General features: G+C 64.4%; 11 protein-coding genes. 6 read left to right on the top strand and 5 right to left on the bottom strand.

Going from position 1 to position 12,997, the window contains the following annotated elements; genetic code table 11:
* Positions 1-120 precede the first annotated feature (120 nt).
* Positions 121-2,643: a membrane-bound PQQ-dependent dehydrogenase, glucose/quinate/shikimate family gene (locus tag G370_RS0109335; protein ID WP_019660360.1), complete on the top strand. Its 2,523-nt coding sequence runs from the start codon at positions 121-123 to the stop codon at positions 2,641-2,643.
* A gap of 205 nt (positions 2,644-2,848) precedes the next feature.
* Positions 2,849-3,385 (top strand): REP-associated tyrosine transposase, encoded by a 537-nt coding sequence (locus tag G370_RS1000000121330; RefSeq protein ID WP_019660359.1) that lies wholly within the window; start codon positions 2,849-2,851, stop codon positions 3,383-3,385.
* A 122-nt stretch (positions 3,386-3,507) separates the two neighbouring features.
* On the opposite strand, the gene G370_RS0109330 is transcribed toward G370_RS1000000121330, so the two are convergent.
* A complete protein-coding gene (locus tag G370_RS0109330) occupies positions 3,508-3,909 on the bottom strand; it encodes a DUF3037 domain-containing protein (RefSeq protein ID WP_019660358.1) in 402 nt (133 codons plus the stop codon).
* On the bottom strand, positions 3,887-4,663 hold the full coding sequence (locus G370_RS0109325; protein WP_019660357.1) for a HipA family kinase: 777 nt from the start codon (positions 4,661-4,663) through the stop codon (positions 3,887-3,889). Before G370_RS0109325 ends, G370_RS0109330 begins: the two co-directional genes overlap by 23 nt.
* Before the next feature lie 239 nt (positions 4,664-4,902).
* Between G370_RS0109325 and G370_RS0109315 the strand changes: the two genes are divergently transcribed.
* The gene (locus G370_RS0109315; protein WP_019660355.1) at positions 4,903-5,232 is read left to right on the top strand and encodes a hypothetical protein; all 330 of its coding nucleotides are present in this window, start codon (positions 4,903-4,905) and stop codon (positions 5,230-5,232) included.
* Positions 5,233-5,286: 54 nt separating this feature from the next.
* Here G370_RS0109315 and G370_RS1000000121905 read toward each other — a convergent pair whose 3' ends face one another.
* Together G370_RS1000000121905 and G370_RS0109305 are read right to left on the bottom strand one after the other, a co-directional pair.
* Positions 5,287-5,814, bottom strand: coding sequence for a hypothetical protein (locus tag G370_RS1000000121905; RefSeq protein ID WP_245541212.1), 528 nt, complete (start codon positions 5,812-5,814; stop codon positions 5,287-5,289).
* 101 nt (positions 5,815-5,915) lie between these two features.
* A complete protein-coding gene (locus G370_RS0109305) occupies positions 5,916-6,587 on the bottom strand; it encodes a hypothetical protein (protein ID WP_019660353.1) in 672 nt (223 codons plus the stop codon).
* 294 nt (positions 6,588-6,881) lie between these two features.
* On the opposite strand from G370_RS0109305, the gene G370_RS0109300 reads away from it, so the two are divergent.
* The 3 genes from G370_RS0109300 (at position 6,882) to G370_RS0109285 (ending at position 11,913) form a co-directional block, all read left to right on the top strand.
* Complete coding sequence (locus tag G370_RS0109300) at positions 6,882-9,344, top strand: S9 family peptidase (protein WP_019660352.1); 2,463 nt, start codon at positions 6,882-6,884, stop codon at positions 9,342-9,344.
* Positions 9,345-9,509: 165 nt separating this feature from the next.
* The gene (locus G370_RS0109295) at positions 9,510-11,342 is read left to right on the top strand and encodes a M3 family metallopeptidase (RefSeq protein WP_019660351.1); all 1,833 of its coding nucleotides are present in this window, start codon (positions 9,510-9,512) and stop codon (positions 11,340-11,342) included.
* A gap of 250 nt (positions 11,343-11,592) precedes the next feature.
* Positions 11,593-11,913, top strand: a complete 321-nt coding sequence (locus G370_RS0109285; protein WP_019660349.1) for a hypothetical protein — start codon at positions 11,593-11,595, stop codon at positions 11,911-11,913.
* 13 nt (positions 11,914-11,926) lie between these two features.
* Here the strand turns inward: G370_RS0109285 and G370_RS0109280 are convergent, their stop codons facing one another.
* Complete coding sequence (locus G370_RS0109280) at positions 11,927-12,910, bottom strand: hypothetical protein (RefSeq protein WP_026347064.1); 984 nt, start codon at positions 12,908-12,910, stop codon at positions 11,927-11,929.
* Between the last annotated feature and the right edge of the window lie 87 nt (positions 12,911-12,997).

Below are 12,997 nucleotides of genomic sequence, written 5' to 3'. Positions count from 1 at the left end.
ACAATCACCCAGTCGGCAACCACCCAGCCGACGATCACCCCGTCAGGTCCACCCAGAAAATACGCGCGCGCTTCACATCGGCGGTGGGATAAGGGCGCATGCTGCCCCCGGAGATCGACGATGTCCGCCACGCCGCAGTCCGCTCCCGCCCGCGCCTCCCGGCATCCCCTTGTCACCGTGCTGTCGCTGCTGCTGGTCGTGCTCGGCCTGGTCATCGGCGGCCTGGGGGCGTGGCTGCTCAGTCTCGGGGGCTCGGCCTACTACGCCATCGCCGGGGCCGGCCTGCTGGCCAGCGGCATCCTGTTGTTCGGCAACCGCCGCAGCGGGGCGCTGCTGTACGCACTGGTGTTCATTGGTACGCTGCTGTGGACCTGGTGGGAGTCAGGCAGCGACTACTGGCGCTGGGTGCCGCGGCTGGGCCTGGTGACCGCGCTCGGCATCGTGCTGGCGCTGCTCGCGCCGACCCTTCGCGAACCGGTTTCAAAGCGCCTGTCGCGCAGCGTGGCGTGCGTGCTGATGCTGGTGTTCGTGGCGGCCTTCGGTCTGGCTTTCGCCCCGCATGGCGAAGTGGATGGGCACTTGCCATTCCCGGAAGGCGCAGCCAGTGCCGGACTGGAACCTACGCGCGATACCACTGGCCTGCAGCCGGCTGACCAGCCCGCCGAAGGCGACTGGCCGGCCTGGGGGCGCAGCAATGCCGGCACCCGCTACTCGCCGCTGCAGCAGATCACCCCGGCCAACGTGGCCACGTTGCAGCTGGCCTGGCAGTTCCGTACTGGCGACATGCCGAACAAGCGCTGGGGTGCGGAAACCACGCCGCTGAAGGTCGGCGACCGCGTGTACCTGTGCACCGCGCGCAACCGCCTGATCGCACTCGACGCCGCCAGTGGCAAGGAACTGTGGCGGTTCGATCCAAAGGTGAGGGATGCTTCGATTCCGTATACCGCCGCCTGTCGTGGCGTGAGCTATTACGAGCAGCCCAGCACGCCGACCATTGCCGATGCGGCGTTGGCCGATGCCGCTGCGGATCTGGCCCTTCCCGAGCCACCGCCAACGGTCACCCGCAGCGCCGCACCCGGCAGCCGTCCGGCGTGCTGGGCGCGCATCATCGAAGGCACGCTGGACGGGCGCATCATTGCAGTGGACGCGGACAGCGGCCGTCCGTGCGTGAATTTCGGCAACAACGGCCAGGTCGACATCACCCTGGGCATGGGCGAGGTCCCACCGGGCTATGTTTCGATCACCTCGCCACCGGCCATCGTGCGTGGAGTGATCGTCACGGGTCACCAGGTGCTGGATGGGCAGCGCCGCGATGCGCCGTCGGGCGTGATCCAGGCCTACGACGCGGTCAGCGGCAAGCTGCGCTGGGCGTGGGACATGGACCAGCCCGAGCGCAGCGGACTGCCGCCACGCGAGCAGACCTATACGCGTGGCACCCCGAACATGTGGACCACGGCCACCGGTGATGAGGCGCTTGGGCTGGTCTACCTGCCACTGGGCAATTCAGCCGGCGACTACTGGAGTGGCTCACGCACGGAAAACCAGAACCGCTACTCGACCTCGCTGGTGGCGATCGACGTTAGCACTGGCAAGCCGGCCTGGCATTTCCAGGCCGTGCGCAAGGATGTGTGGGACTACGACCTCGGTTCGCAGGCCAGCCTGATCGACTACCCGACGGCTGCAGGCAAGGTGCCGGCGATCCTGCTGCCGACCAAGCAGGGTGACATCTACATTCTCGACCGCCGCAACGGCCAGCTGCTGACCGCTGCCGAAGAGCGCAAGGTACCGGTGGGTGGCGTCGAGCCCGAGCAGCGTTCACCCACCCAGCTGTTCTCGCTGTACCACACGCTGCGTCGCGAGCATGACCTGACCGAGCGTGACATGTGGGGCATCACCCCGATCGACCAGCTGGTCTGCCGCATCCAGTTCCGCAAGGCGTACTACGAAGGCTTCTACACGCCGCCGAGCAGCGAGCGCCATTCCATCGAATACCCCGGCTACAACGGCGGCTCGGACTGGGGCAGCGTGTCCATCGACACGCGACGCGGCGTGATCGTAGCCAACTACAACGACATGCCCAACTACAACCGGCTGGTGCCACGCGCGGAGGCCGACCGGCTGGGCTGGTTGCCGCGCGAGAAGATCCGCGCCGACAAGGGCGGTGGCGAGGGCGCCGGCGATCCGCAGGTCGGCACGCCGTATGCCATCGACGTCAACGCCGGTTGGCGCCTGCCATTCACCGGCCTGCTGTGCAAGCAGCCGCCCTATGGCGGCATCCGTGCCATCGACCTGCGCACCGGCAAGCTGCTGTGGGACCGCCCGTTCGGCAGTGCGCGCGGCAATGGTCCGTTCGGCATCCGTTCCGGCCTGCCGATCGAGATCGGCACGCCGAACAACGGTGGTTCGGTAGTGACCGCCAGCGGCCTGATCTTCATCGCCGCCGCCACCGATGACCTGCTGCGCGCCATCGACCTGAAGACCGGCAAGGAGCTTTGGCATGCCAAGCTGCCTGCCGGCGGCCAGGCCAACCCGATGGTGTACGAGCAGGGTGGGCGCCAGTACGTGGTGATCATGGCCGGGGGCCACCATTTCATGGAAACCCCGAACGGCGATTACGTGATGGCGTTTGCGCTGCCCAGGTAGGGCCGACAGGTATGACCGGCTGGGTAGAGCCGACCGGGTAGCGTCGACTGTTGGTCGACTGCTCTTCTCTCCCACGCTGGAAAGCCCGCGCTTCGCGCGATAGTCGACTAACAGTCGACTCTACCCAGTCGACTCCACATACCCTGATGCTGTATCGAGAGGATCCCTGATTCTGGCATTGGCAGGGAACCGATGCCGGAAATCCATGCGGGCGGGCATTCTCGAACTCATGCCAAGTCCCCAATTGCTTGCCGGCCGGCGATCCATCGCGGGCAACGTCTACACCATCACCATGGTGTGCCGGAACCGCCATCGCGTCTTCGATTGTCCTGCCAATGCCGACCTTGCCATGCAGCTCCTCGGATCGATGGATCGGGAAGGCCTGACTGCATCACTTGCCTGGATCATCATGCCGGATCACCTTCACTGGCTGGCTCAACTTCGTGGTCAATCGCTGGGCTACTGCGTGCAGCGTTTCAAGGCACGCAGCAGCTTTCTAATAAACCGACGGCGAGGGAGCCGGGGGGCAATCTGGCAGGCGGGTTATTGCGATCATGCGATCCGCAGTGACGCGTCGCTGCACAGGCACGCTTGCTACATTCTGGCAAATCCCGTTCAAGCCGGTCTTGCCGCGCAGATCAGTGACGATCCGTATGGATGGTGCCGCTGGCCGTTGAGCGAGCTTGAGTCGACAGGCGAACGCGCACGGTGTGGGACCGGCCCGGTGGCGTCTACCGGGTAGAGTCGACTGGGTAGAGTCGACTGGGTAGAGTCGACTGTTAGTCGACTGCCTTTCTCAACCACAGCCAAAGAGCCCACGCTGCGCGCGTTAGTCGGCTAACAGTCGACTCTACCCGATCGACGTTACTCGGATGGCGCCGGTACCCGCACCATCTTCGTCATCAAGTGTTCCACCACGCCCGCCGGGTCCGCCGTGCGGCCCACATGCGTGCTCGACATCTGCACAACCGAACTGCGCTTGGCGGTAAGGAAATGGAAGCGCGCACGCGCGGGCAGCTGTGCGATCGGCCCGGCGCTGGCGTCGCCGCGACAGATCGCCACGATCGCATCCAGCCACGGCTGCAGCGCCTCCTGGTCCAGCGCCGGCGCGAAGGCGCGCAGGCGCGCAGGATCGATCTCGATGGCCGCCTCCAGATGACGCGCACCAGGACAGGAGACGATCACCCCGACGTTGATGAACTCCTCGCGTTCCACCCGCGGTACCACGCGGATGACCGCATAGTCATACGTGTGCAGCGTGGGCACGGATGGCCTCCTGCACGAACACCGCACGCACTTTCAGGCGATGCTTGAGATAGTCGATGTAGCCTTGGCGATAGGCCTGCGGGCTTTCGAATGCCGGCTCGTTGGCCAGCCAGCTGTCCGGCACCAGGCCGACGATGCGCTCGATCTCGGCATCGGTCAGGCGCGCGGCCAGTTCGGCATCCACCTCGGCGACGCGGCTGGCGAACGACAGCAGCACGTGGTCGCGGATCAGCACGAACGGCTTTTCGCAGGCATCGCCGGCGTTGGCCCAGTCGTGATGGAAATACATGGCGGCACCGTGATCGATCAGGTACAGCTTTCGATGCCACACCATCAGGTTCGGATTGCGCGTGGTGCGATCGACGTTGCTGGTGAACGCATCGAACCAGACGATGCGCGAGGCGAGGTCTGGATCCACCGGCATTGCCGCCGGATCGTAATTGATCGCGCCGGGCAAATAGTCCAGGCCCAGATTCAGGCCCTCGCTGGCGCGGATCAGCTCCTGGATCTCCGGGTCCGGTTCGGTGCGGGCGAACTCGCGGTCCAGGTCCACGAACAGGATTTCCGGAATCGGCAGGCCCAGCGTGCGTGCCATCTCGCCGGCGATCAGCTCGGCGATCAACGCTTTCGGGCCCTGGCCGGCGCCACGAAACTTCAGCACGGCCATGCCGTCGTCGTCGGTCTCGACCACGGCCGGCAGGGAGCCACCTTCCCGCAAGGGCGTGATGTAGCGGAGGGCATGTACGGTGCGCATGCGTGCATTCTAGCGTGGGTGCAGGTGCAACCCTCTGATCGGCGGGGACCGATTTCGGCCTTCACCTGTCCCTTCTGCCTGCGATGGCAGCATCGTGCTCCAGGAACCCTTGGGTTCATGGGCGTACTGGCACTCTCGATGCAGAGGCTCCAGGCTGGGTACCTGCTCGGCTGCCAGCGGCGCGCACTGCGAAGCGGAAACCTCATCCACGATGTCCTGCAGGCTACGGAGGTGCACCGATGAGCGACGAATTCACTCCCATTCTGCCGACCTTGGACGATGCCAAGGCGGAAGAAATGATCGGCAAGGTCGTACTGGTCGGGGTCACCCGCTATGGTGGCGACGGCCAGGTGAAGGGGCTGGAGCAGTACGCCGGCACGGTGTTGCGCATCAGCGCCGACGAGGGCGTGGTGCTGGCCGACGAGAATGATGGCCACGAGCGCTATCTGCCGCCGATGCTGGACCAGTACCAGCCAGCCGAGCCTGGGGAGTACCGCATGCACACCAGCGGCATGATCGTGGTCGATCCCGATTACCTGGCCACCTGGGACCTGCACGCGCAGCAGTAGTGCCAGGCCAAGTCTGGCAGGTGCAACGGATTGCCCTGTTGGAACCGAACTCAGCTAGCGCAGCCGTTCGGGCAATCTGCGGGTCAGCGAGCTCAATGCCTGACGATCGGGCCAAAGATCGGGAAAGATCTCAAATTTGAGATCGTCCCGATCTATCCCGGTGGTGAAATGTCGAACAAGCCTGTCCTGGAGGTCGTCACTCCCCCGCATGTTGGTCAGCTCGAACGCTTCGATCGCTTCCCGGTCTTCGTCGACTGAGAGGCTTTGCTTGATTACGGGAGCTTGTGTGACATCAAGATCATTCCCGGGTCCTAGATCGATCAGCCGTCCACCAAAGAATAGGCTGTCGGCGGAACTCGTGAAATACTGCCGATCCATTGAGCTGTAGGGGCGAGTCCAGTAGTTGGGAACCTCAATCAGGCAACGGGTACCAATGGCTATCTTCCGCATTGCCAGTCGTTGGTGGACCACCGTTCCAACGAACACCTGGAACAATGGACGGTATTGGCTCAAGTCAGGGGAATCCCAAGAATCTTCACTTGAGCAGATATCGAAAAAGCGCATTACTGGTCTGTTGCGCATCTGCGCAATCGTGAATAGATCCTCCCTCAGCTTGAGTACGACATGCTGCCCAGGCTTCCATCTGATAGTACCTGTCGACCTTTTGGCTGGATCTGAGGGATTCATAGGCTTGTAGAGCGATAGAGGATCGCCCCATCCTTCTGGCGGAGAGTGATCGTGTCCTCGCACCACTCAAGACTGCCAAGTCGATGGGCAAAAATGATTTCGTCCGGCAGACATTCGAGGATGACCTCCCTTAGCACGGTATGACCGTCCTTGCTGATGTCCAGTGTCATGCTGAAGTTGTTTGGTTTGAGGCTGCAGTGGAGCGTTGCTCGAACCCGATCAGTGCGATAGTACTTGGTTTGGTGCACCCATTCGTTCTTGTACCCGCCGGCCCTGAATTCGGCAATCCCGTCGAGGATCTCCGAAATCGGGATGACGTGGTGTTCTGCCAGACCGGAGAGTCCGTCCAGGATCATGGCGATGTAAAGCTCGTGCCTGTTGTCATCGTCAAGTGCTTCATAAACGCTGGCGTTAAATGAAACACGCGGAACAACGGCATGGGCGCCCTGCACAGCCCATGTTGCCGTTTTCAGCTTCGATCCTTGAATACAGATCTTGTTGAAGCCAGCCGTTATGAAACGCAGCTTCTTGAGGTGGCGCTCCAGGTAATTGCAGATATATCTGGTTTTGAATCCGAATGTGGTGCCCAGCGAAAACCCGAGATCTGAGATTGGATCGCCCCAATGCTCGTCTGGGTTCAGGTAGAGATAGATATTGCGCAGGATCATGAATTACGGGGTAGAAGATCGCATCTCCAATTTTTGGCGCGGTCGAGACCTGCATCCCATTGTTGACTCGAACGGCAATTTGCGCGGACAGAGCCGAAATTCGCTGGGACCCTTGGCCCGAAAGGCTTAGCGCGCTCTGCGGCTGGCTGTTGACAAGCGGGGAGGCTGCGCTTCCGGCCGCACTTTGCCCCATCCGGCCACTAGCCCTTCCGGCCCATTCACGACAACCCCTGCGGTGCTAGATTCGGGTCCATGCCCGATTCCGGGTACCCATTCACACTCCAGGGGATAAGGATGCTGATCCGTCGAACCTCTCTGGCGGCGGCCGTTGCCGTCGCCACCGCCGGCCTGCTGGCCGCTGGCCCGGCGCTTGCCGACTACGCCAAGCCACCGGAACACCTGCTCAAGGTGCTGAAGGCGCCGCCGCCGCCAGCGCCGAACGTGGCCCCGGGGGGGCAGCGCCTGCTGCTGACCACTGCGCAGACCTACCCTTCGATCAGCCGTGTCGCCCAGCCGTACCTGAAGCTGGCCGGCGTGCGCTTGGAGCCGAAGAACCGCAGCCGCCATGACACCCCCGGTGGCTACGGCATTCCGGCCTGCGTGGCCGACTTCACCCTGGTCGATATCGGCAGCGGCAAGGAGACCAAGGTCAACCTGCCGCAGGGCTGCGCCACCGGCGCGCTGTGGTCGGCCGATGGCAGCCACTTCGCCTTCCAGAATGCGGTCGATACCAGCGTGCAGCTGTGGGTGGGCGATGCGGCCACCGGCCAGGTGAAGCAGGTGCCGAACGTGCAGCTGAACCCGATCTTCGGCTACACCGTGCAGTGGCTGGGCGGCAGCCAGAATCTGCTGGTGAAGCTGGTGCCGGCCAATCAGGGCCCGGCGCCGTCCAATGGCGGCGTGCCGACCGGTCCGGACGCGCAGGAGTCGCTGGGCAGCAGCGGCGAAAGCAGCACCTACGAAGCCCGCGACACGCTGACCAGCGTCCATGACGAGAAGCTGTTCGCCTATTACGGTACTTCGCAGCTGGCCGTGGTCGATACCGTCGCCAACCGCGTGCGCCCGGTCGGGCAACCGGCGCTGTTCAATGAAGTCAGCGCCGCGCCCGATGGCGTGCACGTGCTGACCGAATCGATCAAGGCACCGTATTCGCATGCGGTGACCTACCAGCGCTTCGCCAACGACGTGGCCGTGCTGGACATCGCCAGCGGCAAGTCCACGCCGATCGCCAGCCTGCCGCTGGCCGACCGCGTGCCGGTGCACGGCGTACCGGAAGGCCCGCGCGGTTTCGACTGGCGTGCCACCGATCCGGCCACCCTGGTCTATGCCGAAGCGCTGGACAAGGGCGACTGGAAGGTCAACGTGCCGCATCGCGATCGCGTGCTGATGCTGAAGGCGCCGTTCAACGGCAAGCCGGTCGAGATCACCCGCACCGCACAGCGCTTCGAAGGCTTCGCATGGACCGCCGATCCGGCCGTGGCGTTCCAGTTCGAGAACGACGAGAACCGCCACTGGATGCAGACCCGCATCGTCGATGTGGACCAGCCGAAGAAGGAAGGCCGCCTGCTGTGGGACATGTCCAGCGATGAGCTGTACGGCAACCCCGGCAACCTGGTCTTTACCCGCCTGCCGAACGGCGCACAGGTCGTGCGCCAGGAGGGTAATCACGTGTTCCTGAGCGGCCGTGGCGCCTCGCCGCAGGGCGACCGTCCGTTCCTGGACCGCCTCGACCTGGGCACGCTGAAAAGCGAGCGCCTGTTCCGCAGCAGCGCCGATGCCTACGAGCAGTTCCTCGGTTTCAGCAACACGCCGGGGCGCTACCTGACCTGGCACCAGTCGGTGATCGATCCTCCGAACGCCTTCATTCGACAGCAGGGTGAGGCGGTGGCCGACGCGAAGGCCGGCGAGGCGCAGTTCGCGTCCACCACGACCGCGCTGACCAAGCTGGTCGACCCGACCCCGGAAGTGCGCCAGATCAAGAAGCAGCTGGTGACCTACAAGCGCGCCGACGGCGTGGACCTGTCGTTCACCCTGTACACGCCGCCGGGCTACAAGGAGGGCCAGCGCGTGCCGGCGATCCTGTATGCGTACCCGGCCGACTTCGCGAACGCCGCGCAGGCCGGCCAGGTGTCCGGTTCGCAGCAGACCTTCACCCGCCTGCAGCCGTACCGCCTGATGCTGCTGGCCGGCTACGCGATCATCGACAACGCCTCGTTCCCGATCGTGGGTGACCCGAAGAACGCCTACGACACCTACCTGGAGCAGCTGGAAGCCGACGCCAAGGCGGCGGTGGACAAGGCCGTGGACATGGGCGTGGTCGACCGCAACCGCATCGGCGTGACCGGTCACAGCCATGGCGGCCTGATGACCGCCAACCTGATTGCGCACACCAAGCTGTTCAAGGCCGGTGTGGCGACCAGCGGTTCGTACAACAAGACCTTCACCCCGTTCGGCTTCCAGAACGAACGCCGCTCGGTCTGGCAGGCGCAGGACGTGTACCTGAAGGCCTCGCCGTTCTTCTATGCCGACAAGATCAAGCTGCCGCTGCTGCTGGTCCACGGCGAGGACGACGCCAACCCGGGCACCGAGCCGTTCCAGTCGCGCAAGCTCTACCAGGCGATCCGCGGCAACGGCGGCACCACCCGCCTGGTGATGCTGCCGAACGAACCGCACTGGTACACCGCGCTGGAATCGAACGAGCAGCTTGTAGCGGAAATGCTGAACTGGTTCGACACCTACGTGAAGAACGCCAAGTAAGGGAACAGAAAGGCCACCTCCGGGTGGCCTTTCTGTCTCGGGATGTGAGTGGGCAGACGGCCTGGATCCGGATGCGCAATCGGGAATCGGGAAGCCACCTGCCATGCGGCATCCGGGTCCACCCGGGCTGCTAAGCTGGGAATGGAAACAGACCAGGAGACATCGATGCATCGCAATGGAATGCGCGCCATCACTTTTGTCATCGCGACGCTGTTGGCCGGGATGACACAAGGAGTGGAAGCGCAGGCTCTGCGGGCAGATGACCGCAGCTACTTTGGCAGCGCCTCCCTTGAACGTGAGGCATGGCAGAACCTCGAGCGCAGCACCCATGCCCTCAAGGCCCTTCAGGCGCCGCCAGACGTGCGGTTCCAGCAGGCCGAGCAGCTGTATGGCGAGTGCCTCCGGCACCATGGCTACCTGCATCTTCAGGCAGCGCGCAATGCTGATGATGCCCGGCTGGCCAACACCCAGGGCGAAGTGGCCGGCACATGTGGACGCATCGCGGCGATTGCCAAGCAGGCATTACGTGATGCGCCCGCGCAGGCTGCCTGGATCGAGCCGCATGCCGACCTGCGTGAACGGGCGTTGCGGGAGGGTGTGCAGCCGGCCAATGCAGCGCTGGTGGATGCGGTCGACACGTTGGCCGACCCGGCGCTGGACAGCTTCGGGCGACTGCACCGGCAGCTGCTGCAATCGGCGCCCTTTGCGCGCTTCGAACATGAAGGCGGCACGTTTGACAGCCGCACCGATGCGCGAGCCCTTTCCCGCCTGCCGGACCGTTCACTGCGCGAAGCGGCATGGCGTGCTTACTGGCAGGGAATGGCGTCGCGGCGCAGCGAAATGGCAACGGTGCTGCTGGGCCTGGTCCGCCTCAACGAGCAAGCGTCGGAACTGCAGGGCGATGGAACTGCGCCTGACCGCAGCTACCGGCACATGGGCCTGGATCAGGCCGCCGTCGACGCGACACTGGCGGCGGTAGCGCGCCACGCGCCGCTGCGAGGCAACTATCAACAGATGCAGTTGACCCATCTTGAGCGCATGGGCCAGGCCTCTCCAAGGATCTGGGACATGGGCCTGCCTGATGCGGGCTATATCCCTCCGCCGCTTGACCTGGCGCAATTGCGTGATGCGGCAGCGGCATCGATGCAGGTGCTGGGGCCGGACTACGTGACAGGGCTGCGCGGGCTGCTCGATCCTGCGGGCGGACACATGGATCTGGGTGGATCGGCAGGGCGGCGCGCGATGGATGCGTTTTCGATCAGCGCCCCTGGCGCGCCTTCGCTGCTGTTCGTTGGTCATCGACAGGGCGATCTGGAGGGGGATGTCCAGATCGCTCACGAAGCCGGCCATGCCATGCATGGGCAGTGGATGCAGCGCGGTGGCGCATCCTCGTTCCAGCGCAACGGCAACAAGTGGTTGACCGAGGCCTTCGCCATCTACAACGAACTGAAGTTCCGCGATCAGCTCTATCGACAGGCCAGCGATCCACGTGCCAAGGCGTATTACCTGAAGTCGTTGCTCGATGACATCATCCTGCAGCTGTTCGTATCGTCTGAAGAGGCCGATCTGGAACAGTCCATCTATCAGCAAGTGGCCGCCGATGAGGTTGGCAACGCAGACGCGCTTGATGCGATGACGGTGAAGGTACTGGGCCGGTATGGGGGCGCATCGGAGCAGTATCCCGAGCTGCGCAGCACCTGGGTATCCAAGCGGCTGATGTATGAGGATCCGCTTTACCTCGCCAATTACCTGTATGCCGGATTGATTGCGGTGCAGCTCTTCGCACAGGACCAGCAGGATCCGGAGGGATTCAGGGAGCGCTACCTGGCCGTCCTGGGCGAAGGGTTTGATCGCCCGCCGCAGCAGCAGGTCGAGCAGTTGCTGAATGCGAAGCCCGACTGGCCACGCCTGGTCGAGGAGGATCTGGGCATCTTCCAGCAGTACCTGGCGCAGCTGCAGGTACTGCACGCGGAAATCGAGCGCCAGCGCGGTCGCTGAACAGGCGACAGCCTGCTGCTGCCGGCACCCGGGTGATGTACGCGGTGCGCAGCGAGCCGGACGCGCTTTCCGCGGTCCTCGACTCGGCCAGCAATGCGCCGGCCGCGCGCGAAGCGAACCGGATGCGGCCCCGGGGTGACCTCGTGTCATTGGCCGTTGCGATTGCGTAACCGTATGTGATGCGGGTGCAATGGCGTGCGGAAGCTGCGATACGCTGCAGGCCTGTTGCTGTCTGCCATGGGTTTCACCAATGAAGTCCAAACGTATCGCCGCAGTGTTGGCGCTGGTGATGACGCCGATCCTGCATGCGCAATCACTCCCCTGCGAACTGGCGCAGCTGGGCATTGTTGCCGGCATGCCTTATGCCAAGGCCAAGCGCCTGATGGATGCGGCAGGGTGGCAGGCGAGTCCGGTCCAGGGCGCGCCTGAGTCACTCGAGGGCTTTCCGGAAGTTGGATGCCAGAAGGGCGCCAAGCAATGCGCAACAACCTTCGAAAAGGGCGGGCAGCAGGTCGCGATGCGGCTGGGCACTACCCTGGCAGGGCAGCCGTTCGTACAGGGCGCTGATTGAGCGCCTGCTGCGCTCACGCCAGCGGCAGACGGTCCTGCGCGTGCGACAGGCGGTCGTGCAGCGCACGCACGTGCTCGGCCTTGGCATGGATGCGCGCGGTATCACCGAAACTGCGCAGGTAGGTGCACGCGGCAAAGCCAGCGCTCTTCTTTTCGTATTCGGCAATCCAGGCCAGACGGTCCGGGTTGTTGGCCTGTTCGGCTGACCACGCGGCCACCGGTGGGCGGATGCGGTATTTCAGCCCGACGCGCCAGGGCTTCGGTGTCAGTCGCGCACGGAAGCAATGCTGCAGCCGGCACATGCGCGCGTACAGGGCGTCGGTACCCAGCGCCTTGAAGAAGGCCTGCAGTTGCTCGTCTTCGGGCGAGAACGTGGCATGCATGACCAGCACGCGTAGTCCGGCTGGCGTGCGGTAGGCGCGCAGATGCCAGTCCGGATGCTGTTCGCTGAAGGCCGCGACCCGCTGCAGCGCCACACCTTCGGCGCCACCGGCGGCGGCCAGCCGCCGCCTGCGCTGCATCAGCATCGCGGCATTCACCAGCACTACGGCCGCCACGCCCAATACCAGTCCCACCAGCCAGTGCCACAGCAGGGTGCCGACGATGGCGCCAGCAAACAGCAGCGCTGCGGCGATGACAGCGGGCATCACGCAACCCGCCGGTGGCTGCGCATGGTCGATATCGGCGAACAGCACGTCAGGGGTATTGAGGCAGAGCGCACCGTAGCTGTTGCGGGTGATGATGACGTCGCCGTCGCGCTGCACGATCTGCTCGCGGATCGGAACGCCCTCCACGCCGTAGTTGCTGCGCACTTCGCGACGCGGCAGCACCTGCCCGGCAAGGATGGCGTTGAGTGCCTCATTGGCACGGCGTTCGGCGTGGACCTGGGCTTCGGCAGGCCCTTCGTCGGACCAGCCAAAGCGGCGCACGACCACCGGCCGGCCACGGAAACGGGCCTGCAGGCGGGCTTCGGCCCAGTACGCGGGAACGATCATCATCGTGCGGTGCTCCATCTTCCATGGCAGGTGCCGAAGCGAGTCTGGCACAGCGCCGGTGCGCCCGCATCCGCCTGCTGCAGTGGGCCG

Source organism: Stenotrophomonas hibiscicola ATCC 19867 (assembly GCF_000382065.1).
Taxonomy (GTDB): Bacteria; Pseudomonadota; Gammaproteobacteria; order Xanthomonadales; family Xanthomonadaceae; genus Stenotrophomonas; species Stenotrophomonas hibiscicola.
Note: the sequence above shows the minus strand (reverse complement) of the source record. Positions and strands in the feature narration are given on the sequence as shown.

Excerpts from the sequence above, each read along its gene's own strand:
- G370_RS0109295 (WP_019660351.1), top strand. The coding sequence starts at position 9,510 with ATGCATCGCAATGGAATGCGCGCCATCACTTTTGTCATCGCGACGCTG.
- G370_RS1000000121905 (WP_245541212.1), bottom strand. The coding sequence starts at position 5,814 with ATGCGCAACAGACCAGTAATGCGCTTTTTCGATATCTGCTCAAGTGAA.
- G370_RS0109300 (WP_019660352.1), top strand. The coding sequence starts at position 6,882 with ATGCTGATCCGTCGAACCTCTCTGGCGGCGGCCGTTGCCGTCGCCACC.
- G370_RS0109305 (WP_019660353.1), bottom strand. The coding sequence starts at position 6,587 with ATGATCCTGCGCAATATCTATCTCTACCTGAACCCAGACGAGCATTGG.
- G370_RS1000000121330 (WP_019660359.1), top strand. The coding sequence starts at position 2,849 with ATGCGGGCGGGCATTCTCGAACTCATGCCAAGTCCCCAATTGCTTGCC.
- G370_RS0109280 (WP_026347064.1), bottom strand. The coding sequence starts at position 12,910 with ATGATGATCGTTCCCGCGTACTGGGCCGAAGCCCGCCTGCAGGCCCGT.
- G370_RS0109315 (WP_019660355.1), top strand. The coding sequence starts at position 4,903 with ATGAGCGACGAATTCACTCCCATTCTGCCGACCTTGGACGATGCCAAG.
- G370_RS0109285 (WP_019660349.1), top strand. The coding sequence starts at position 11,593 with ATGAAGTCCAAACGTATCGCCGCAGTGTTGGCGCTGGTGATGACGCCG.
- G370_RS0109335 (WP_019660360.1), top strand. The coding sequence starts at position 121 with ATGTCCGCCACGCCGCAGTCCGCTCCCGCCCGCGCCTCCCGGCATCCC.
- G370_RS0109325 (WP_019660357.1), bottom strand. The coding sequence starts at position 4,663 with ATGCGCACCGTACATGCCCTCCGCTACATCACGCCCTTGCGGGAAGGT.